Origin of the sequence: Rhodopseudomonas sp., from assembly GCF_036404135.1 — a bacterium.
Taxonomy (GTDB): Bacteria; Pseudomonadota; Alphaproteobacteria; order Rhizobiales; family Xanthobacteraceae; genus Rhodopseudomonas_A.
Genome location: NZ_DASWPE010000093.1, coordinates 1 through 20,445 on the forward strand (window position 1 = coordinate 1; position 20,445 = coordinate 20,445).

Genomic DNA, 20,445 nt, shown 5'->3' on the forward strand with positions numbered 1-20,445 from the left:
GATCAGGCCGATCTGGTGGCCGCGGTCGGCCTGGCCGTTGGCAAGGTCGAGGATGTGCCGGATGATGCCGCCGACCGGCGCACGCACGGCGTGCAGGATGCGAAGCGGTTGATCGGGAAGGGGCGGCATCGCGCTTAGAACCCGCCTTCGCGGCGAGCGGCGAGCACGCCGAAACCTTGCACGTCGCGGCCCGGCGCCGGCGTACAGGGCAAGCAGATGATCGGTGCGCGTCGGCGTTGCATCGAAGGTCCTGAACGATTTGCAGACCGATTAACCGCGTCGATGGTTAACAAAACATGATCGCTGCGGGTGAATCGCATATGCGGGCAGGGCTGGGCAAATTAACCGGGTAGCAACCTTAATGGAGTGTAATCGCGGGTGGTTGGGGCGGTGATCGCGTTAAGCGGGAGTGAGCAATGCGGTTTGTTTTCTGGCGCAAGACCGGCAAAGAGACTGCCAGGATCGCCCCCCGGGTCTCGTCGACTCCCAGGCGACCTGCGGCGGCCGTCGTCAGTGCGCCGCCGGTCGCGGCGCCGCTCGGTGACATCGACGGTCGCGCCATGCTGCGCGCGCTGGGACGCAGGAAACACCTGATCATCGCGCCGACGCTGCTGGCGTTGGTGGTGTCGCTGGCGATCGTCAACATGATCACGCCGCGCTACAAATCGGAAGCCCGCATCCTGATCGACGGCCGCGAGAACGTATTCCTGCGGCCGAGCGGCGAGCGCAACGAGGAGCGCAGCGCGCTCGATCCCGAAGCCGTCACCAGTCAGGTGCAGCTGTTGCTGTCGCGCGATCTGGCGCGCGAGATCATCAAGAAGAACAAGCTCGCCGAGCGGCCGGAATTCGATCCGGTGCTGCAGGGCCTGTCGCCGTTGAAGTCGCTGCTGGCGCTGATCGGAATCGGCCGCGATCCGTTCTCGATGACGCCGGAAGAGCGCGTGCTGGATTCCTATTTCGACCGGCTGACCGCTTACGCCGTCGACAAGTCGCGGGTGGTGGTGATCGAATTTCAGTCGCGCGATCCGGAACTCGCGGCCCGCGTCGCCAATTCGATCGCCGACGGCTATCTGGTGCTACAGCAGGGCGCGCGGCAGGAGCAGGCGAAGTCGGCCGGGCAGTGGCTGTCCGGCGAAATCGACAATCTGCGCAAGAAGGTCGCCGAGGCGGAATCCAAGGTCGAGGATTTCCGCTCGAAGTCCAGCCTGTTCATCGGCACCAACAACACCTCGCTGTCGAATCAGCAGATGGGCGAACTCAACACCCAGCTCAACAACGCCCGCGCGCTGAAGTCGGATGCGGAGTCGAAGGCGCGGCTGATCCGCGAGATGCTGCAGAGCGGCAAGCCGATCGAAGCCTCCGAGGTGTTGAACTCCGAATTGACGCGGCGATTATCCGAGCAACGCGTCACCTTGCGCGCGCAGCTCGCCGAGCAGTCCTCGACGCTGCTCGACGGCCATCCGCGGATCAAGGAATTGAAGGCGCAGCTCGGCGATCTCGATCGGCAGTTGCGCGAGGAGGCCAGCAAGATCTCGCGCTCGCTCGACAATGACGCCCGGATCGCCGGCGGCCGCGTCGACGGCCTGATCGCCAGTCTCGAGCAACTCAAGAAGCAGGCGTCGTCGTCGAACGGCCAGGACGTGCAGCTCCGCGCGCTGGAGCGTGAGGCCAAGGCGCAGCGCGACCTCTTGGAATCCTATCTGGCCAAATTCCGCGAAGCCACCACGCGCGAGAGCATCGACGCCGGGCCGGCCGACGGCCGGATCATTTCCCGCGCCATCGTTTCCAACACCCCGGCCTATCCGAAGAAACTGCCGATCGTGCTGATCGCCACGCTGGCGACGCTGCTGTTGACCGCCGGCGGCATCGTCACCGGCGAATTGCTGCGGGTTAGCGCGCCGCGGCCGGAATTCGCTGCGGTGGCACGACAACAGCCGCCGCTAGCTCCCTCGGAGCCGGCGCCGGCGGTGCGTATCGAGCCCGTGGCACCAATGCCGCCGCCGCCGCTGGCGTCGTCGCTGCCCGACACCCATCCCGAACTGTCGAGCCCGGTCGGCGAACTGGAAAAGGTCGCCGAGGAGCTGCGCGCCGCGGGTGACGCCGCGCGCAAGATCACCGTGCTGGGCTCCGGGCAGACCGCCAGCGTGACGCTGACCGCGCTGACCCTGGCGCGGTTGCTGGCGCGCAATGCCAAGGTGGTGCTGGTGGATCTGTCGGCGTCGTCGCCGGCGCTGGCAGCGGTGTCGGATCCCGACGCGCCGGGGCTTGCCGAGCTGATGCTCGGCGAGGCATCGTTCGGCGAGATCATCAGCAAGGACCGGCTGTCGCGGCTGCATCTGGTCAGCGCCGGCAAGCCGGGCTTCGATCGCGCGCTGTTGGCGTCGCCACGGCTCAATCTGGCGCTCGACGCGCTGCTGCGGGTCTATGACCACGTGCTGCTCGACGCCGGCACCGCCACCGATCTGCCGGCCGAATTGCTCACCGGGCAGGCCCGCGCCGTGCTGGTGCCGGAGCCGTCGATGAGCGCCGAGGCGCGGCTGGAGATGTGCCAGCAACTGGAGAGCGTCGGCTTTGCCAAGGTCACGCTGCTGCAGCGGGCCTCGCGGCAGGACGATCAGGACGAACCGTCGGGGACCGTGGCGGCGTGATTTTCCGCGCAATGCACTCCCGACGTCATCCTGAGGTGCCCCGTCGATGACGCACAGCGGCGTCGACGCGGCCTCGAAGGATGGGCCGCAAGCGCGCTCAACCGTCATCCTTCGAGACACCCTGCTTCGTCCTTCGCCGCGTTGCTCAGGATGACGAACTCTCGTCGACTGAACGATTGGAAAGCCGCCTACCTTCGCAGCGCGCCGCGCGCCAGTTGCAACGCGCGCATCAGGCCGGGGCTGTGCTTGACGACGTGCTTGGCGCGCGCCGCCGCCGACATCGCCATCGCGCCGAGCCGGCCGCGCGCGGTCAGCGCGACGAAACTGTCGAAAATCGGCTCGTCGGATTTGCAGAACAATCGCTTGTAGTCGTCCGAGCCGATGCCGAGATCGAGCGCGCTGTAGCCCAGTGCGGCGTAGTGATCGACGATGTTGCGCATCAGGATCAGGCCGGGGCTGTAGCGCGCGCTGTCCGACAGCGTGTAGGTGTTGAACATCATCGAGAAGCGCTGGCCGTCGGCGACGCCGGCGAAGATCGCGATCACCTCGTCGTCGCAGCGCAGCGCGTGGATGTCGATGGCGCGGCCGCCGCCGTCGCGCCGGGCGTGACAGGCCTCGCGGATGAAGCCGGCAACGCCGGGCTCCGCGAACACGTCGGGCAGGTTCTGCGCCGCCATCCGCAGCGGCTTGACGGCAAAGAACCAATCCAGCACCGCGTCGATCTCGGCGTCGCTCGAAGCGATGCCGTAGCGATAGCCCGCAAGCGGCTGCAGCTTCTTCTCTTTGCTCATCAGCCGGCGGCGGAACGAATTGCTGATCAGGCTGAGCGGTGCTGCGCCGGGCGCCATGGTCAGCACCGGACAGTCGTTGACCGAGGGCTGCTGCGGCAGCAGCGACAGCGGATTGACCACGCCGTTCCAGCTCAGCGGCTGCTGCTGCAGCGCCAGCACGTCGGCCTTGTCGGCGTGGCCGCGCAAGCCGGCGAGCAGGGCGGCGAGATCGGCGGCGCCGGCGCGCTGCGCGAATTCCTGCTGCCACAGCGCCATGTTGAACGTGGTGTGTTTGCCGCCGAGAAAGCGCGCGATGCGCAGGCCGAAGCCGCGCTCCAGCCCGAGCGGCAACAGCAGCAGCGGCTGGCGCTCGGCGTCGGAGGCGACCACGATGAACGGCGACACCTGCGCGGCGGCCCCGACATGGCGCTGCCAGGCCGCCAGCAGCTCGAAGCGCTGATACGGCGTCGACAGATGCGGCGGCTGTTGCAGCGCCCGCCAGATCGGTTCGGCGGCGTGCAGATCCTGCAGCACCTCGACATGGGCGATCCGGCTGATCGCGCCGGACGGCTGAGCCGGCGCGGCCGCGTCCTCGATCACCGCCGTCATCATCGCCATCGCAGCCCCCAAGACCGTTGGTACTCGATCGTTGATACTGAATCGTCGGCTTTTGCGGCGCGCAGCTTGGCAAACAAACGTCAACAAACCATGAGGACAAACGCCCGCGCCCGGCTGTCGCCGGCGCTTGGGAACCGGGGCTGCGGCGCCGCGTTCAGGCCAGATCGGGCCGCGACATCCAGCTCACGATCGGCATCGCCGGCAGCACCCAGCCCATGCCGACCACGACATAGAAGGCGCCTTGCAGCCATTTGGAGTTCTCGATCACCGGCAATTGCGCCAGCGCCATGCCGAACAGCGACCACACAATCGCCAGCACCAGCAGGCAGATGGTTCCAAGGAATTTTCGGGTGCGGATTTTCATGGCGATGCGGGTCCGGAACACAGTACCGCGCGGCTTGTGCGCGCAAGCCGCGCGACTATAAAGTTTGGCGCAATTCATTCAAGGTGCCGGATCCATGCAAGCTGTCCCCGCCGATCGCCCGCTGCGCGCCGTCCGGATCTGGCTGACGCTGATCGCCGGCCTGATCGTGCTGATGGTGCTGGTCGGCGGCGCCACCAGGCTCACCGAATCCGGACTGTCGATCGTGGAGTGGAAGCCGATCACCGGCACGCTGCCGCCACTCAGCCTGGAGCAGTGGACCCAGGCGTTCGAGGCCTACAAGACGATTCCGCAATATCGCGCGCTCAATGCCGGGATGAATCTATCCGAATTCAAGACCATCTTCTGGTGGGAATGGAGCCACCGGCTGCTCGGCCGGCTGATCGGCTTGGCGTTCCTGCTGCCGTTTCTCTGGTTCCTGGCGCGCGGCGCTCTGCGCGGCGCGTTGCAACGCCGGCTGTGGCTCATCTTCGGGCTCGGCGCGCTGCAGGGCGCGGTCGGCTGGTGGATGGTGGCCTCGGGGTTGTCGCAGCGCGTCGAGGTCTCGCAACTGCGGCTCGCCACGCATCTGGTGCTGGCGCTGTTGATCTATGCCGCGATCGTCTGGACGCTGCGCCAGCTCGTGCCGCGGCCGGCCATCGTGGCGCCGTTACGGCTGAAGCTCACCGCGATGGCGCTGCTCGGGCTGACCTTCGTGCAACTCTTTGCCGGCGCGCTGGTCGCCGGATTACGCGCCGGGCGGATCTACAACACCTGGCCGGAGATCGACGGCGCGCTGATTCCGTCCGCCGAGCGGCTGTGGTTCGAACAGCCATGGTGGACGAACCTGTTCGACAACCAGCTCACCGCGCAGTTCGACCATCGCATGCTGGCCTATGCGCTGTGGGCGCTGGCGATCGTGCACGCCATCGACGCCTGGCGGACGCGGGCGGCGGCCGGTGGCGCACTGGTGCTGGCTTTGGCGATCACCTTGCAGGCCGGGCTCGGCATCGCCACATTGCTCACCGCGGTGCCGATCGGGCTTGGCCTGACGCATCAGGCGATGGCGATCCTGGTGCTGACGCTGGCGGTGCGGCAGCTCGCCCGGTTCAGCCCCGGCGTCGTGCAGGCTGCGCAACACGCCGCAGCGCCGGCGGGGCTCGGTGCGCCGGCGCCGAGCTGAGCTTCGCGCTCAGGCTGGCCCCGACGCCGCCCGGCCGTATTGCAACACCTGCATCTTCTCCAGCGTCACCAGCCCGCTGGCAGCCGTCATCATGTCGTTGAGCAGCGGCAGGAAGCCGTTGATGGCGTCCTCGCTGTCGACGATCTCGATCACCAGCGGCAGGTCTTCCGACAGCCGCAGGATCTTCGAGGTGTGCAGCCGGCTGGAAGCGCCGAAGCCGACCGCGCCGCGCAGCACCGTGGCGCCGGCCAGATGCAGCTCGCGCGCCTTGCGCACGATCGCTTCGTGCAAGGGGCCGTGTTCGAAGCGTTCGTCCTCGCCGATGAAAATCCGCAGCAGCACCGCTTGTCTGGGAATCTGCATGATCACGTTCCTTTCAGACGATTGAGCCTTGTGGCCATGACATGGCCAAGCCACACCGCAACCAACCAGGACAGCGGCGAGACGCCGAGATTGATCAGCGCCGCCAGCGCGTGGCCGGTGCGCAGCAGTTGAAAGGTCTCGAAGCTGAAGCCGGAGAACGTCGTGTAGCCGCCGCAGATCCCGGTCATCACGAATTGTCGCTGCCGGCTGGAAGCGAACAGCCGGCCGTCGGGGCCGGCGATCGCGGCATAGAAGCCGATCACGAACGAGCCGGTGACGTTGACGAACAGCGTCGCCCAGGGAAAATTTACCCCGAGCCACGCCAGTTGCGCGACGTTCACCAGATAGCGCGCGCAGCCGCCGATCACGCTGCCGGCCGCGATCAGTGCATACAGCACCGCGCGGTTGCGCAGCTCGTCGGCCGACATCATGTCATCACCCGCGTCGCGGCAAAGCCCAGCGCCACCGCGATCAGGCAGAACACCAGCGAGAACATCACATTGCTGATCGCGCGAAAACCCTCGCCGTCGCGCGCCAGCGCCAGGGTCTGCAGCGCGAATGACGACACTGTGGTATAGCAGCCGAGAAAGCCGGTGACCGCGAACAGCCACGGCCCCGGCGTGGCGAACACGCCGTGGCCGGCGGCGGCCAGCGCGCCGAACACCCCGATCGCGAAGGCGCCCGAGACGTTGACGATCAGCGTGCCCCAGGGAAAGCTCTCGCCGATCCGCCGCGCCACCATGCCGGACAGCCAGAACCGCGCCATGCCGCCGAACACGCTGCCCAGCGCCACGAACCACAGCCCCTCGATGATCTCGCGCATCGCCACGGCGGGGCGCTGCGCGCTAGCCGAGCGCCTGCGCCAGATCGGCGATCAGATCGTCCTTGTCCTCGATGCCAATCGACAGCCGCACCACGTCGGGGCCGGCGCCCGCCGCGGTCTTCTGCGCGTCGTCGAGCTGGCTGTGGGTGGTGGAGGCCGGATGGATCACCAGCGAACGGGTGTCGCCGACATTGGCCAGATGCGAGAACAATTTCAGATTGCTGACCAGGCTGACGCCGGCGTCGTAGCCGCCCTTCAGGCTGAAGGTGAACACCGCGCCGGCGCCCTTCGGCGCGTATTTGCGGGCGAATTTGTGGTAGGGATCGGTCGGCAGCCCGGCGTAGTTCACCGTCGCCACCGCCGGATGGGTCGAGAGATAGTCGGCCACCGCCTTGGCGTTCTCGCAATGCTTCTGCATTCTGAGCGGCAACGTCTCGATGCCGGTGAGAATCATGAAGGCGTTGAACGGCGACAGCGCCGGACCGAGGTCGCGCAGGCCGAGCACCCGGCAGGCGATCGCGAAGGCGAAGTTGCCGAACGTCTCCTGGATCTTGATGCCGTGATATTCCGGACGCGGCTCGCTCAGCATCGGATATTTGCCGTCGCGCGACCAGTCGAAGGTGCCGGCGTCGACGATGATGCCGCCCAGCGAATTGCCGTGGCCGCCGAGAAATTTGGTCAGCGAATGCACCACGATGTCGGCGCCATGGTCGATCGGCCGGATCAGATAGGGCGTCGCCAGCGTATTGTCGACGATCAGCGGCACCCCGGCCTTGCGCGCCACCGCAGAGATCGCCTCGATGTCGGTGACGCTGCCCGACGGATTGGCGATCGATTCGATGAAGATCGCCTTGGTCTTCGCCGTCACCGCGCGCTCAAAACTGCCGACGTCGTCGGGATCGGCCCACACCACGTTCCAGCCGAAGCTTTGGAAGGCGTGCTTGAACTGGTTGATCGAGCCGCCATAGAGTTTGCGCGCCGCGATGAATTCGTCGCCGGGCTGCATCAATTGCTGCATCACCACGAGCTGCGCGGCGTGACCGGAGGCGGTCGCCAGTGCCGCGGTGCCGCCTTCGAGCGCGGCGACGCGCTCCTCGAGCACCGCCGTGGTCGGGTTGGTGATGCGGGTGTAGATGTTGCCGAACGCCTGCAGCCCGAACAGCGAGGCGGCGTGGTCGGCGTCGTTGAACACGAACGAGGTGGTCTGATAGATCGGGGTGGCGCGGGCGCCGGTGGTGGGATCGGGATGGGCGCCGGCATGGACGGCGAGCGTGGCGAACCCTGGCGTGCGATCGGTCATCGTGAATCCCTGAGATGCTTGTGAGACAGGCGTGGCGGGTATCTGAGCGCATCGGGCAGGGGCGTCAAGCCGCGCCGCGGTCGCTCACAGCGGATCGGTTTTGCGGCGCGATGCCGCGCCGAGCGACAGCTGCATGCCCTTGATCGGCGGCGCGGCGCGCTTCGAGTTCAGCACTCCCGAATTGACGCCGAGCCAGGAAATCTCCGCCGACAGCCGGCCGTATTCGATCTTCGGGCAGCGGTTCATCACCACCTTCAGCCCGGCGGCTTCGGCCAAGGCTGCGGCTTTGTCGTTGCGCACGCCGAGCTGCATCCAGATCACCTGCGGCCGCGGCGAGAGCGCCAGCGCTTCCTCGACCAGCGGCAGCACGTGTTCGGGGCTGCGGAAGATGTCGACCATGTCGATCGGCCGGCCGATCTCGGCGAGCGACGCCGCGAAGGGGATACCGAGCAGGCTCTTGCCGCGATGCGCCGGGTTCACCGGGATCATGTCGTAGCCGCGGCCGGCGAGATATTTGAACGCGAAGTAGCTCGGCCGCACATTGACCGGCGAGGCGCCTACCATGGCGATGGTCTTCACGCGGTTGAGAATCTCGCGGATGTCATCGTCGGCATAGGCGTCGTGGTTCATGGCTGCGGCGCGCTCTCACATCGATCGGTTTCGGCGAAATCCGCGCTCGACGCGTCATTGCGAGGAGCTCTTGCGACGAAGCAATCCAGGGCCGCACGTGATGCCCCTGGATTGCTTCGCTTCTCAGCCGGCGCTGCGCGCCGGCCTCGGCTCGCAATGACGACATGGCGGGTGATATCTCTCACCGATCTTTCCAGACCGGGTCGCGCTTGTCGATGAAGGCGCGGATGCCCTCGTCGGCGTCTTCCGACATCAGGTTCTCAGTCATCACTTCGGCGGCGAAGCGATAGGCCTCGGCGAGATCCATCTCGGCCTGGCGGTAGAACGCCGCCTTGCCGATCCTGACGGTGTGCGCCGATTTGCGGGCGATGCCGCGGCCGAGCGCGATCGCGGCGTCGCGCGCTTGCCCCGCCGCCACCACGCGGTTGATCAGACCGATGGCGCGCGCGGCTTCGGCGCCGACCGGCTCGCCGGTCAGCAGCATGTCCATGGCGTGCTTGGGCGCCACGTTGCGCAACAGCGCCACCATCGGCGTCGAACAGAACAGCCCGATGTCGACGCCGGGCGTCGCGAAGCTGGCGTCGTCGGAGGCCACCGCAAGGTCGCAACTGGCGACCAGTTGGCAGCCGGCGGCGGTGGCGACACCCTGCACCGCGGCGATCACCGGCTTCGGCAGCGCCACGATCGATTGCATCATCGCGCTGCAGGCGGTCATCAGCCGCGCGAAACAGGCGCGGCCCTGGTCGGGATCGTTGCGGTGCGCGGTGATTTCCTTGAGGTCGTGGCCGGCACAGAACGCCGGACCGTTGGCGGCGACCACCACCACGCGCACGCCGTCGTCATGCGCGATGGAGTCGAGCGCAGCCTGCAATTCGCCGATCAGGTCCTTCGAGAGGCTGTTGCGCTGGGCGGGCCGGTTCAGCGTCAGAACCGCCAATCCGCCGTCGATGGTTTCGCGCAGCAGAATCGGCGGATGCGGCGTCGCGACGTAAGCGGGCTGTGCTGTCATCGAAAATCCGGGGCTGGGAACGGGCGTCACGTTAATGTAACAGACCAGGAGAAGCGGGAGCAGGGCGGCAACGACATGGCTAAGGCGAAGATGAGCGTAACGGAACTCGAGAGTTTCTTGCACCTCGAATTTCCGCAAGCCTTCAACAATGACGACATCAGCATCGAAAGCGCCGACGGCGCAACCAGCCTCCTGCGGCAGCGCTACAGCGAGCGGATGCTGCGGCCCGGCGGAACCGTGTCGGGGCCGACCTTGATGGCGCTGGCGGATTTCGCGATGTACGTCGTGCTGCTGTCGGCGATCGGCCCGGTCGGGCTCGCCGTCACCACCAATCTCAACATCAATTTTCTGCGCAAGGGGCTGCCCGGCCAGGATGTGCTGGCGCAGGCGCGGCTGTTGAAGCTCGGCAAGCGGCTGGCGGTCGGCGAAGTGGTGCTGCTGTCGGGCACCTCGCCCGACCCGATCGCCCACGTGACATCCACCTATTCCATTCCGATTGTTGGCTGATTTAGAAGGTAATATCGCACCATAATTATAACGCCTTGTTTCCAAAGCACAATATGGCCCGCGCGGGGATTGACGGCGACGGGGCGGTTATCTAAAACCGCGGCCAGTCCGGTGCGCTGTCGCCGAATGTCCCCTTTTCACGGAATTTTTCACATGAAGACGTTTTCGGCAAAGCCCGCCGAGCTCACCAAGAAGTGGATCGTGATCGATGCCACCGGCTTGGTGGTTGGCCGGCTCGCGACGCTGGTGGCCAACCGGCTGCGCGGCAAGCACCTCCCGACCTACACTCCGCATGTCGATTGCGGCGACCATGTCATCATCGTCAACGCCGCCAAGGTGGTGCTGACCGGCCGCAAGCGCGAGAACAAGGTGTATTATCACCACACCGGCTTCATCGGCGGCATCAAGGAGCGCACCGCGAAGTCGATCCTCGAGGGTCGTTTCCCGGAGCGCGTCGTCGAGAAGGCGGTCGAACGCATGATCCCGCGCGGCCCGCTCGGCCGCATGCAGATGGGCAATCTGCGCGTCTATGGCGGCCCCGACCATCCGCACGAAGCCCAGCAACCCGAACCGCTCAACGTCGCCGTGATGAACCGCAAGAATATGAGGGCCGCATAAGATGTCCGATACCATGCAGTCTCTCGAAGAATTGGGTTCGCTGAAGGTCGCCGCACCCGACGCCCCGAAATACGAAAAGAAGGTCGACAAGTTCGGTCGCGCCTACGCCACCGGCAAGCGCAAGGACGCGGTCGCCCGGGTCTGGATCAAGCCCGGCGCCGGCAAGATCACCGTCAACGCCCGCGAGGTCGAAATCTATTTCGCCCGCCCGGTGCTGCGCATGATGATCCAGCAGCCGCTGTTGGCCGCGGCGCGTGCCGGCCAGTACGACGTGGTCTGCACCGTCGCCGGCGGCGGCCTGTCCGGCCAGGCCGGCGCGGTCCGTCACGGCATCTCCAAGGCGCTGACCTATTTCGAGCCGGATCTGCGCGGCGTGCTGAAGAAGGGCGGCTTCCTGACCCGCGACTCGCGCGTCGTCGAGCGCAAGAAGTACGGCCGGGCCAAGGCGCGTCGTTCGTTCCAGTTCTCGAAGCGCTGATCGCCTTCGACCTTATTCGCTCCGCGAACCATCGCTCTCAAAAGCCGCCTTCGGGCGGCTTTTTTGTTGGCGGAGTCCGCTTGCGAATGGTTGGCGCGCGTTGCCGACAAAACGTCGCCGAACTGCGGCGAATTTTCGTGAAACTTTGCACCGGCATCCAAACCCGATTTCAACGTCGGGTTTTTAACGTCGCCTGATCGTAATTCCGGTGCCCGCTATGTCTCCCGATATTTCAACGCTTTATCTGGTCGCAACGCTGCTCGCCGCGTTGCTCGGCGGGATGATGATGTACTTCGGCAAGCAGGAGCGCATCGCGGCGTTGGACTGGTGGGGCTACGCCTATCTGCTCGGCGCCACCGACGTGGCGTTGTGGGCGCTGGCCAGCCCGACGCTGCCGGAGCCGCTGGGGCAGGCGATCCACGCGCTCGGCTTCATCGCCTGCGGCATGGTTTGGAACGCGGCGCGCGTGTTCCACGGCCGCAAACCGAACTGGCCGGGCCTGGTGATCGGCGCGCTGGCCTGGGTGGCGGCGGTGGTCAGCATTGCGCCGGACGCGGTGGCGCTACGCATGACGCTGGGCGCCGGCATCGTCGCCGGCTACGCCGTACTGACCGCGGCGCAGCTCGGCGCCGAACGCCGCAAGTCGGTGCAGCGACGCTGGGTGGCGATCGTCGTGCCGCTGCTGCATGGCGGCGTGCTGATGCTGCCGATCCTGCTGGCCGATCTGTTGACGCCGTCGGACCGCACCGTCGCCGGCAACGTCTGGGTGACGATGTTCGCCGTCGAACTGGTGCTCTACGCGGTCGGTACGGTGTTCGTGATTTTCATGCTGGTGTCGGAGCGCACGGTGCGCGCGCACAAGACCGCCGCCGCGATCGATCCGTTGACCGGGATGTTCAACCGCCGCGGCTTTGCCGAGGCCACCGCGCGGATGATCGCGCGCGAAGCTGACGCCGGCCGGCCGGTAACGGTGATGATTTTCGACATCGACTTTTTCAAGTCGATCAACGACCGCTTCGGCCATCCCGCCGGCGACGAATTGCTGAAGCTGTTCGCCACCCTGGTCACCAACACGCTGCGGATCACCGACCTGTCGGGGCGGATCGGCGGCGAGGAATTCGCCGCGCTGTTGCCGTGCGCGATGGACGAAGCGCTGGTCGCCGCCGAGCGGGTGCGCGAGGCGTTTGCGAGCTGCGGCATCGTAGTCGACGACGCCCCGGTGGAGACCACGGTGAGCATCGGCGTCGCCGGCGGCCCGGCGCGCACCGAGCTCGACGTGCTGCTGGCCGCGGCCGATACCGCGCTGTATCAGGCCAAACGCAGCGGCCGTAACCGCGTCGAGGCGGCGATGGAAGAGCCGCTGTCGGTGGGCGCGGAGCGGCGCAAGGCGGCGTTAGCGATCGGCCAGGCGGCGCTGCCGCAACAGGTCGGGCTGGCCGGCGTCGCGTGAGGCTCCGCGCTGCGCTGTCGGCAGCATAGCCCGCGGCGGACTTCAACATGGCGCAAGGTTGCGATACAGAGAGGCAACCTCACCGTAGCGTTGGAGCCAAGATGATCACCGAAATCGCCCAGATCGAGATCAAGCCGGGTTCGGAAGCCGATTTCGAACAAGCCGTGGCCAAGGCGCGCGCCGCATTCGGCCGCTCCAAGGGCTTTCACGGTTTCGAGCTGCATCGCTCGATCGAGCATCCGCAGCGCTACCGGCTGATGGTGAAGTGGCAGACGCTGGAGAGCCACACCGTGGATTTCCGCGGCTCGGAGAACTTTTCCGAATGGCGCGGCCTGGTCGGGCCGTTCTTCGCTGCGCCGCCGCAAGTCGAACACACCGAGACGGTGCTGACCTCGGCCGCCTGATCAGCGAATCGCCAAGGGCTCGGCGGTCTCTTCGACCGGGAAGTGATCCATCACCACCTTGGCGATCGCCATCAGCGGCAGCGCCAGCGCCAGTCCCCACAGCCCGAACACGATGCCGAGCAGGATCTGCGTGGCGAACAGAGTGCCGGGCGGAATGTCGATCGCCTGCTGCTGGATCAACGGCGTCAGCACGTAGCTCTCCATGGCGTGGACCGCGAGGAACAGCGCGAACGCGCTGGCCACCGCGACCCAGCCGGAGCCCAGCGACGCCAGCACGATGATCAACCCGCCGAGCAGCGCGCCGATGGTCGGGATGAACGCCAACAGCCCGGCCTGAATGCCGAGGATGAAAGCGCCGGGGATGCCGATCAGGGTCAGCCCGATCGAGGTCACGGCAAACACCGCCGCCATGGTGATCATCTGCGCCAACAGCCAGCGCTTCAGCATCTCGCCGATGGCGTTGACGATCGCGGTCGCCTGCGGCCGATAGCGCGCCGGCACGCTGCGCAATAGACCCTTCCGATAGATCGCCGGCTGCGCGCCGAAACACAGCCCGAGGAAGATCACGATGAAGAAGTTGCCGACCGCGCCGATGGTGCCGAGAATGAGCTTCAGGGTCTGACTGACGATCGCGCCGCCGCCCGAGGCAAGGGCGCCGGCGCTCGGCAGGTTGCGCGGCTGCGCCGGGGTGCCGGCGGGCTCCGGGGTGCCGAGGTCGAGGAAGCCGGTGTCGACGCCGTGGTCGTCGAGGAAGCTCTTTACGTTGACGATCTGCGATTTGATGGTGTTGCTGAGCGAGGTGGCCTGCTCGGCGATGGTAGTGCCGCCCAGCACCAGCACGCCGGTGAACAGGCCGGCCAGCACCACGCAGACCAGCGCCAGCCGCAAGCCATGTCCGCCGCCGATCAGCCGGCCGAGCAATTCGGTGACCGCGTTGAGAAACACCCCGAACAGAATGCCGGCGAAGATCAGGAACAGGGTGGCGGCAAAATACCACGCCGCGAACAACAGGCCGGCGAACGCCACCGTGGCAGCGCCGCCGACAGCGATCGCCCAAGCCAGGTCATTGCGGGTCTGAACACGATCCTCAGTGGAAGTTGTCACGGGCCATCCTTGTTGAAACGCCGCGCGTCGCGGCGAAGCTTGCGATACTCTTTCGGCAATTTCGCGCCAGGGCAAGCCGCGCGGCGTCACCGCGCCGGCGCGGCGACTGGTGGCCGTCATAGGCCTTCGCCGCAGGCTGCGACCGGGACGCGGCGAGGGCGCCGCGACATCAGCTGTTAACCATTCGGTCACCACCCCGGGCTTCACCCCATTTTCGCCGTGATCGCGCTGCGGTATGCTCTCCGCGTGGTGCGATGTGGGTCGCATCATATTCGTGGCCGGAGGGGCGCCAGTGGGCGACCGGCCGCAGGAATGGTATTTGGGGACTATGGGGAATCGCGAGTCAGATTCGATCGGCCGCGCGGCGCGCGCCGTTGCCACCGTGAGCGCGTGCCTTCTGCTCGCCAATTGTGCGTCGTCGGGCAAATTCGCCAGCCGGGTCGATCCGCGATACGGCGTCTCGGCGAGCCCGCGCGTGGTCGAGCCCGGCGAGCCGGTGCCCAAAGGCGGCGGCACCTACCGCGTCGGCAAGCCCTATGTGGTCGGCGGCCGGATGTATGTCCCGGAAGAGAACGTCAGCTATCGCGAGGAGGGGCTGGCGTCCTGGTACGGCGACGATTTCCACGGCCGGCTCACCGCCAATGGCGAAGTGTTCGACATGGCGTCGCTGTCGGCGGCGCATCCGACGCTGCCGATGCCGTGCTATGCCCGCGTCACCAATCTCAAGAACGGCAAATCGCTGATCGTCCGCGTCAACGACCGCGGACCGTATCACAGCGACCGCTTGATGGACGTCTCCAACCGCGCCGCCGAACTGCTTGAATTCAAGAATCACGGCACCGCGCGGGTCCGCGTCGAATATGTCGGCCGCGCTCCGCTGGAAGGCTCCGACGACCGGCAATTGATGGCGACGCTGCGGACCGGCGAGCCGGCGCCGTCGCCGGCCACCGTCCGGGTGGCTTCGGCGCGCGGCTTCGTGCCGGAAATGGCCGCGCCCAACCGCGCCTTGCGCGGCGACGTGCCGCTGCCGGAGGGCCGGCCCTATACGCTCGGCAATACCTCGGTGGACATGGCCTCGATCTCGGCGACCTCGGAGATGTCGGCGTCGCGCAGCCTGCGATCGGGCCGCGTGGTCGACAATCGCCGGGCGGTGGCCTACGAGCCCGACAGCCTTGACGCGCAGGCGGCCGCCGCGCCCGCAGCCTACGCGCCGTCGGGTCGCGACGAGATCGGCAACATGATCTCAGGACGCGGGCTTTATTAAGCAACGCCAAAGACTAAGCCTGGTTCGCTAAGGTTTTTTGCGAGGCCGGCCAGGGGACTCCGGGCGGTTCATCCGGGGCGGCACAAAGTTGCGCGCCGCGGCGCGATGGCAGGCCGCGTTCGCGCCCACTTGTGTTGTTCGTGCCATTTGCAACTGTTAGAGCATGATCCCGAACAGTGGATCCCGGTTTTTCGGAAAACACCCCGCTCAATCAAAATGCTAGGGCTGGATGACGAGTCGACGAAACGTCATCCTGCTGCCAAACGGCGCATTCAGGACCTCCGCATGGCCGTCTCCCCCGCATCATCTGGCAGCGTCCGGCGACCGTGGCGCCGGCTGATCGCCGCGGCGCTGGCGCTCGCGATCGGCCTTGGCGGCGCGGCTCTGGCCGCCAACAACAGCGTGCAGGGCGCCAAGAAGGACGACGGCGGCTATGACGCCGACGCGCCGACCGCGATCCTGATCGAGGCCTCCAGCGGCAGCGTGCTGTACGAGAAGAACGCCGACGAATTGCGCCCGCCCTCCAGCATGATGAAGCTGATGACCGTGGAGGTCGTGTTCCACGCGCTGCAGCAGGGCGACATCAAGCTCACCGACCAGTATCAGGTCAGCGAGAACGCCTGGCGCAAGGGCGGCGCGCCGGCCGGCAATTCCACGATGTTCGCCGAGATCCACAGCCGGATTGCGGTCGAGGACCTGCTGCGCGGCGCCATCATCCAGAGCGGCAACGACGCCTGCATGGTGCTGGCGGAAGCGCTCGGCGGCGGCGAACGCGGCTTCGCCGAGATTCTGACCAAGCGCGCCCGCGAACTCGGCCTCACCAGATCGAGCTTCGCCAATTCCAACGGGCTGCCCGACCCCGGCAACAAGATGAGCGTGCGCGAGCTGGCGCGGCTTGCCCGTCACATCATGCAGACCTATCCGGAGTTCTACAAAATCTTCGGCGAGCGCGAATTCACCTGGAACAAGATCCGCCAGACCAACCGCAATCCGCTCTTGACCATGCTGGACGGCGCCGATGGCCTGAAGACCGGCTACACCAAGGACGGTGGCTATGGCATGGTCGGCTCCGCGGTGCAGAACGGCATGCGGCTGATCGTGGCGATCAACGGCGTCGAGGACATCGACGACCGCGCCACCGAAGCCAAGAAGCTTTTGGAATGGGGCTTCCGGAACTTCGAATCGCGCACGCTGTTCAATCCGCAGGACGCGGTCGGCTACGCCAAGGTGTTCGGCGGCGACAGCCGGTCGGTCAAGCTCACCAGCACCGAGCCGGTGCGGGTGATGGTGCAGAAGAACGGCAGCGACAAGCTGATCGCGCGGCTGGTCTATAACGGCCCGGTGCAGGCGCCGATCGCGCCCGGCCAGCAGATCGGCGTGGTCAAGGTGTGGCGCGGCGCCAATCTAGCGGTGGAGGTGCCGTTGCAGGCGGCGGAGCCGGTCGCCGCCGGCACCACCCTGCAGCGCGCGGTCGACGGCGCCAGCGAATTGGTGATCGGACTGATCCGCGCCGGCGCAGAGAAGCTTTGACCATGGCAAAGGGCACCTCGAACCGCACCGTGACCCGCGGCCGGTTCATCACTTTCGAAGGCGGCGAGGGCGCCGGCAAGTCGACCCAGATCAAGCTGTTGGCCGAACGGCTCAACGCCGCGCGGATCCGAACCCTGCTGACCCGCGAGCCCGGCGGCTCGCCCGGCGCCGAGATCATGCGGCATATGATCCTCTCCGGGATCGGCGCGCTGATCGGCGGGCCGGAGGCCGAGACGCTGTTGTTCGCCGCCGCCCGCGACGATCACGTCCACACCGTGATCGAGCCGGCGCTGGCGCAGGGCTTCTGGGTGCTGTGCGACCGCTTTTCGGACTCCACCCGCGCCTATCAAGGCCAGATGGGCGAGGTGGCGCCGGCGCTGCTCAATGCGATGCAACGGGTCACGATCGGCGATCTGAAGCCGGACCTCACCCTCATTCTCGACGTCCCGGTGGAGATCGGCGTCAAGCGCGCCGCGACCCGCCGCGGCACCGCGGCGCCCGACCGTTTCGAGGCCGAGAGCCTGGAGTTTCACCGCCGGCTGCGCGAGGCCTATCGGCAGATCGCCGTCGACGAGCCGCAACGCTGCGTGCTGATCGACGCCAATGCCAAGCTCAAGCCGGTCGCGGCCAAGGTGTGGGCCGCGGTGCAGCAGCGGCTGTTGTCGTCGAAGCTCAACGAAGTGCAGCACGCATGAGCACCCGCCGCGGCGAACCCCAGATCGCGGTGCGCCGGCCGCGCGAGACCACCGCGCTGTTCGGCCATCACGACGCCGAGCAGGCGCTGCTCGGCGCCTATCGCAGCGGCCGGATCCCGCACGCCTGGCTGATCGGCGGCCCGCAGGGCATCGGCAAGGCGACGCTGGCCTACCGGATGGCGCGCTTTGTGCTGGCGCATCCCGATCCGACCGCAGCCGCGGTGCGCGACGCCACGACGCTCGAGGTCGGGCCCGACGATCCGGTGGCGCGGCATATCGCGGCCGGCGCCCATGGCGGGCTGCTGACGCTGGAGCGCACGCTGAACGACAAGGGCGTGCTGCGTACCATGATCCGCGTCGACGAGGCGCGCGAGACCATCGGCTTCTTCGGCTCGACCGCGGCGATCGACGGCTGGCGGGTCTGCGTCGTCGATACCGTCGACGAACTCAACGCCAATGCCGCCAACGCTTTGCTGAAGGTGGTCGAGGAGCCGCCGCGCCGCTCGCTGTTCCTCTTGATCAGCCACGCCCCGGCGCGCGTCTTGCCGACCATCCAGTCGCGCTGCCGCAAGCTCGCCCTGCGCCCGCTCGAGGTCGCCTCGGTGATCGCCGCCGCGGCGCTCGCCACCGAGACCGACGCCGGCGATCCCCTGTTGGCGGAGGCCGCCGCGGCGTCGGAGGGCAGCGTCGCCCGCACCCTGACGCTGCTCGGCGGCGACGCGCTCAACCTACATCAGCGCACCACCGCGCTGCTCGACACGCTGCCCAATGTCGATCCGCGCGCGCTGCATGCGCTCGGCGACGCGCTCGGCGGCGTCGACCGCGTGGCGCTGGCGAGCTTCATGGACGGCGTCGATCGCTGGGTGGCGCAGCGGCTGCGGGTCGATGATCCCAACGCCAATCTGCCGCGTCTTGCGCGGCTGGCGGAGGTATGGGAAAAGATCAACCGCGCCGCGCGCGACACCGAAGCCTTCAACCTGGAGCGCAAACCGCTGGTGTTTTCGGTGTTCGGGCTGCTCGCGGAGGCGATCCGCTGATCGATGCGACGTTGCTGTCCGGCCATCCTCGATCCCGCCGCAACCGTTTGAGTCAAGGTTTTCAAAGTACCCCCATGGCGTCCGCATCCGCTTCAGCCCGTCCGGCCTATTTCCTCACCACGCCGATCTTCTATCCGAACGGCGTGCCGCATATCGGCCACGCCTATACCGCGATGGTCACCGACGCGATCGCGCGGTTTCAGCGGCTGGACGGCTACGACGTGCGCTTTCTCACCGGCACCGACGAGCACGGACTGAAGATGCAGCAGACCGCGATCGCCGAAGGGCTGACCCCGCTGCAACTCGCCGACCGCAATTCGGCGCGGTTTCGCGACATGATGGCGGCGCTGAACATCTCCTACGACGACTACATCCGCACCACCGAGCCTCGGCACGAACGCTCCTGCCAGGCGCTGTGGACCGCGATCGAGAACAACGGCGACATCTATCTCGACAAGTACGCCGGCTGGTACTCGGTGCGCCAGGAGGCCTATTTCGACGAGGCCGAGACCACGGTCGGCGAGGACGGCGTGCGCCGCGAGCCGCTCGGCTCGCCGGTGGAATGGACCGAGGAGGAGACCTACTTCTTCCGGCTGTCGGCCTATCAGGACAAATTGCTCGAGCTCTACGCCAAGGTGCCGGATTTCGTACTGCCGCGCGAACGGCTCAACGAGGTCGCAAGCTTCGTCAAGGGCGGGTTGCAGGATCTGTCGCTGTCGCGCACCACCTTCGACTGGGGCATCAAGGTGCCGGGCGCGCCCGGCCATGTGATGTATGTGTGGATCGACGCGCTGACCAACTACATCACCGCCGCCGGCTATCCGGACGTCGACGGTGACAGCTTCCAGCGCTACTGGCCGGCCAATCTGCACGTCATCGGCAAGGACATCGTGCGGTTTCACGCGGTGTACTGGCCGGCGTTCCTGATGTCGGCGGGCATCGAGGTGCCGCAGCGGGTGTTCAGCCACGGCTTTCTTTTGAACCGCGGTGAGAAGATGTCGAAGTCGGTCGGCAACGTGGTCGATCCGTTCGAGATGGCCAAGCAATACGGCGTCGACCAGATGCGCTACTTCTTCATGCGCGAGGTGTCGTTCGGCCAGGACGGCAGCTACAATCACGAGGCGATCGTCAACCGCACCAACGCCGATCTCGCCAACGACCTCGGCAATCTGGCGCAGCGCTCCTTGACCATGATCGGCAAGCAGCTGGGCGGCGTGTTGCCGGCGCCCGGCGATTTCAGCGCCAACGACACGGCGATTCTGGCCCAAGCCGACGCGATGGTGGAGCAGGCGCGTAGCGCGATGGCGACGCAGCAGATCCACCACATGCTGAACGCGGTGTGGGCGGTGGTCGCCGAGGCCAACCGTTACTTCGCTGGCGAAGCGCCGTGGGCGCTCGCCAAGACCGATCCGAAGCGGCAGCGCACCGTTCTGTATGTCACCGCCGAAGTGATCCGCCAGGTCGCGATCCTGGCGCAGCCCATCATGCCGGCCTCGGCGGCGAAGCTACTCGACAGCCTCGGCATTCCCGAGGCCGAGCGCGACTTCACCCGGCTCGGCGGTCAGGAGCGGATTAAGCCCGGCACGCAACTACCGGCGCCGGCGCCGATCTTTCCGCGCTATGTCGAGCCGACGCCGCAGTGAGCGCGCCGCA

General features: G+C 66.8%; 21 protein-coding genes and 1 pseudogene. 12 read left to right on the plus strand and 10 right to left on the minus strand.

Annotated elements, in window-relative coordinates; all coding sequences use genetic code 11:
- Window positions 1-129: pseudogene (locus tag VGC77_RS10455) on the minus strand (glycosyltransferase family 1 protein); the annotation flags it as partial.
- Window positions 130-416: 287 nt separating this feature from the next.
- Between VGC77_RS10455 and VGC77_RS10460 the strand changes: the two are divergent.
- Entirely contained in the window at window positions 417-2,648 is a 2,232-nt protein-coding gene (locus VGC77_RS10460; protein WP_331171503.1) for an exopolysaccharide transport family protein, read from the plus strand.
- A 188-nt stretch (window positions 2,649-2,836) separates the two neighbouring features.
- Here the strand turns inward: VGC77_RS10460 and VGC77_RS10465 are convergent, their stop codons facing one another.
- Window positions 2,837-4,036 (minus strand): GNAT family N-acetyltransferase, encoded by a 1,200-nt coding sequence (locus tag VGC77_RS10465; RefSeq protein ID WP_331171504.1) that lies wholly within the window; start codon window positions 4,034-4,036, stop codon window positions 2,837-2,839.
- 154 nt (window positions 4,037-4,190) lie between these two features.
- Window positions 4,191-4,400, minus strand: a complete 210-nt coding sequence (locus VGC77_RS10470) for a DUF2842 domain-containing protein (RefSeq protein ID WP_331171505.1) — start codon at window positions 4,398-4,400, stop codon at window positions 4,191-4,193.
- Window positions 4,401-4,494: 94 nt separating this feature from the next.
- Between VGC77_RS10470 and VGC77_RS10475 the strand changes: the two genes are divergently transcribed.
- Window positions 4,495-5,580, plus strand: a complete 1,086-nt coding sequence (locus VGC77_RS10475; protein WP_331171506.1) for a COX15/CtaA family protein — start codon at window positions 4,495-4,497, stop codon at window positions 5,578-5,580.
- A gap of 9 nt (window positions 5,581-5,589) precedes the next feature.
- Here VGC77_RS10475 and VGC77_RS10480 read toward each other — a convergent pair whose 3' ends face one another.
- From VGC77_RS10480 to VGC77_RS10505, 6 genes are all read right to left on the minus strand, one after another.
- A complete protein-coding gene (locus VGC77_RS10480) occupies window positions 5,590-5,943 on the minus strand; it encodes a DUF190 domain-containing protein (protein ID WP_331171507.1) in 354 nt (117 codons plus the stop codon).
- Window positions 5,944-5,945: 2 nt separating this feature from the next.
- A complete protein-coding gene (crcB, locus tag VGC77_RS10485) occupies window positions 5,946-6,374 on the minus strand; it encodes a fluoride efflux transporter CrcB (RefSeq protein WP_331171508.1) in 429 nt (142 codons plus the stop codon).
- Window positions 6,371-6,766 (minus strand): fluoride efflux transporter CrcB, encoded by a 396-nt coding sequence (crcB, locus tag VGC77_RS10490; protein ID WP_331171509.1) that lies wholly within the window; start codon window positions 6,764-6,766, stop codon window positions 6,371-6,373. Before crcB (VGC77_RS10490) ends, crcB (VGC77_RS10485) begins: the two co-directional genes overlap by 4 nt.
- A gap of 22 nt (window positions 6,767-6,788) precedes the next feature.
- Window positions 6,789-8,066 (minus strand): O-acetylhomoserine aminocarboxypropyltransferase, encoded by a 1,278-nt coding sequence (locus VGC77_RS10495; RefSeq protein WP_331171510.1) that lies wholly within the window; start codon window positions 8,064-8,066, stop codon window positions 6,789-6,791.
- An 84-nt stretch (window positions 8,067-8,150) separates the two neighbouring features.
- Window positions 8,151-8,696: a CoA-binding protein gene (locus VGC77_RS10500; protein WP_331171511.1), complete on the minus strand. Its 546-nt coding sequence runs from the start codon at window positions 8,694-8,696 to the stop codon at window positions 8,151-8,153.
- Between the two features lie 181 nt (window positions 8,697-8,877).
- Window positions 8,878-9,705, minus strand: a complete 828-nt coding sequence (locus tag VGC77_RS10505) for an enoyl-CoA hydratase (protein WP_331171512.1) — start codon at window positions 9,703-9,705, stop codon at window positions 8,878-8,880.
- A gap of 75 nt (window positions 9,706-9,780) precedes the next feature.
- On the opposite strand from VGC77_RS10505, the gene VGC77_RS10510 reads away from it, so the two are divergent.
- The 5 genes from VGC77_RS10510 to VGC77_RS10530 all read left to right on the plus strand — a co-directional run bounded on the left by VGC77_RS10510 (window position 9,781) and on the right by VGC77_RS10530 (window position 13,162).
- The gene (locus VGC77_RS10510) at window positions 9,781-10,212 is read left to right on the plus strand and encodes a PaaI family thioesterase (protein WP_184253883.1); all 432 of its coding nucleotides are present in this window, start codon (window positions 9,781-9,783) and stop codon (window positions 10,210-10,212) included.
- Window positions 10,213-10,365: 153 nt separating this feature from the next.
- Window positions 10,366-10,830 carry a 50S ribosomal protein L13 gene (gene rplM / locus VGC77_RS10515; RefSeq protein ID WP_331171513.1) on the plus strand — a complete coding sequence of 155 codons (465 nt, stop codon included), beginning with the start codon at window positions 10,366-10,368 and terminating at the stop codon, window positions 10,828-10,830.
- A gap of 1 nt (window position 10,831) precedes the next feature.
- Complete coding sequence (gene rpsI / locus VGC77_RS10520; RefSeq protein ID WP_331171514.1) at window positions 10,832-11,308, plus strand: 30S ribosomal protein S9; 477 nt, start codon at window positions 10,832-10,834, stop codon at window positions 11,306-11,308.
- A 217-nt stretch (window positions 11,309-11,525) separates the two neighbouring features.
- Window positions 11,526-12,758, plus strand: coding sequence for a GGDEF domain-containing protein (locus VGC77_RS10525; protein WP_331171515.1), 1,233 nt, complete (start codon window positions 11,526-11,528; stop codon window positions 12,756-12,758).
- A gap of 101 nt (window positions 12,759-12,859) precedes the next feature.
- A complete protein-coding gene (locus tag VGC77_RS10530) occupies window positions 12,860-13,162 on the plus strand; it encodes an antibiotic biosynthesis monooxygenase family protein (protein WP_331171516.1) in 303 nt (100 codons plus the stop codon).
- Here VGC77_RS10530 and VGC77_RS10535 read toward each other — a convergent pair whose 3' ends face one another.
- Window positions 13,163-14,266: an AI-2E family transporter gene (locus VGC77_RS10535; protein WP_331171517.1), complete on the minus strand. Its 1,104-nt coding sequence runs from the start codon at window positions 14,264-14,266 to the stop codon at window positions 13,163-13,165. It lies immediately after the preceding gene.
- A gap of 328 nt (window positions 14,267-14,594) precedes the next feature.
- Here VGC77_RS10535 and VGC77_RS10540 point away from each other — a divergent pair, with 328 nt between their 5' ends.
- The 5 genes from VGC77_RS10540 (at window position 14,595) to metG (ending at window position 20,435) form a co-directional block, all read left to right on the plus strand.
- Window positions 14,595-15,530, plus strand: a complete 936-nt coding sequence (locus VGC77_RS10540; protein WP_331171518.1) for a septal ring lytic transglycosylase RlpA family protein — start codon at window positions 14,595-14,597, stop codon at window positions 15,528-15,530.
- Window positions 15,531-15,815: 285 nt separating this feature from the next.
- Window positions 15,816-17,060, plus strand: coding sequence for a D-alanyl-D-alanine carboxypeptidase family protein (locus VGC77_RS10545; RefSeq protein WP_331171519.1), 1,245 nt, complete (start codon window positions 15,816-15,818; stop codon window positions 17,058-17,060).
- Window positions 17,061-17,062: 2 nt separating this feature from the next.
- Window positions 17,063-17,755: a dTMP kinase gene (gene tmk, locus VGC77_RS10550; RefSeq protein ID WP_331171520.1), complete on the plus strand. Its 693-nt coding sequence runs from the start codon at window positions 17,063-17,065 to the stop codon at window positions 17,753-17,755.
- Window positions 17,752-18,792: a DNA polymerase III subunit delta' gene (locus VGC77_RS10555; RefSeq protein WP_331171521.1), complete on the plus strand. Its 1,041-nt coding sequence runs from the start codon at window positions 17,752-17,754 to the stop codon at window positions 18,790-18,792. Before tmk ends, VGC77_RS10555 begins: the two co-directional genes overlap by 4 nt.
- 74 nt (window positions 18,793-18,866) lie before the next feature.
- Window positions 18,867-20,435, plus strand: coding sequence for a methionine--tRNA ligase (metG, locus tag VGC77_RS10560; protein WP_331171522.1), 1,569 nt, complete (start codon window positions 18,867-18,869; stop codon window positions 20,433-20,435).
- Window positions 20,436-20,445 lie beyond the last annotated feature (10 nt).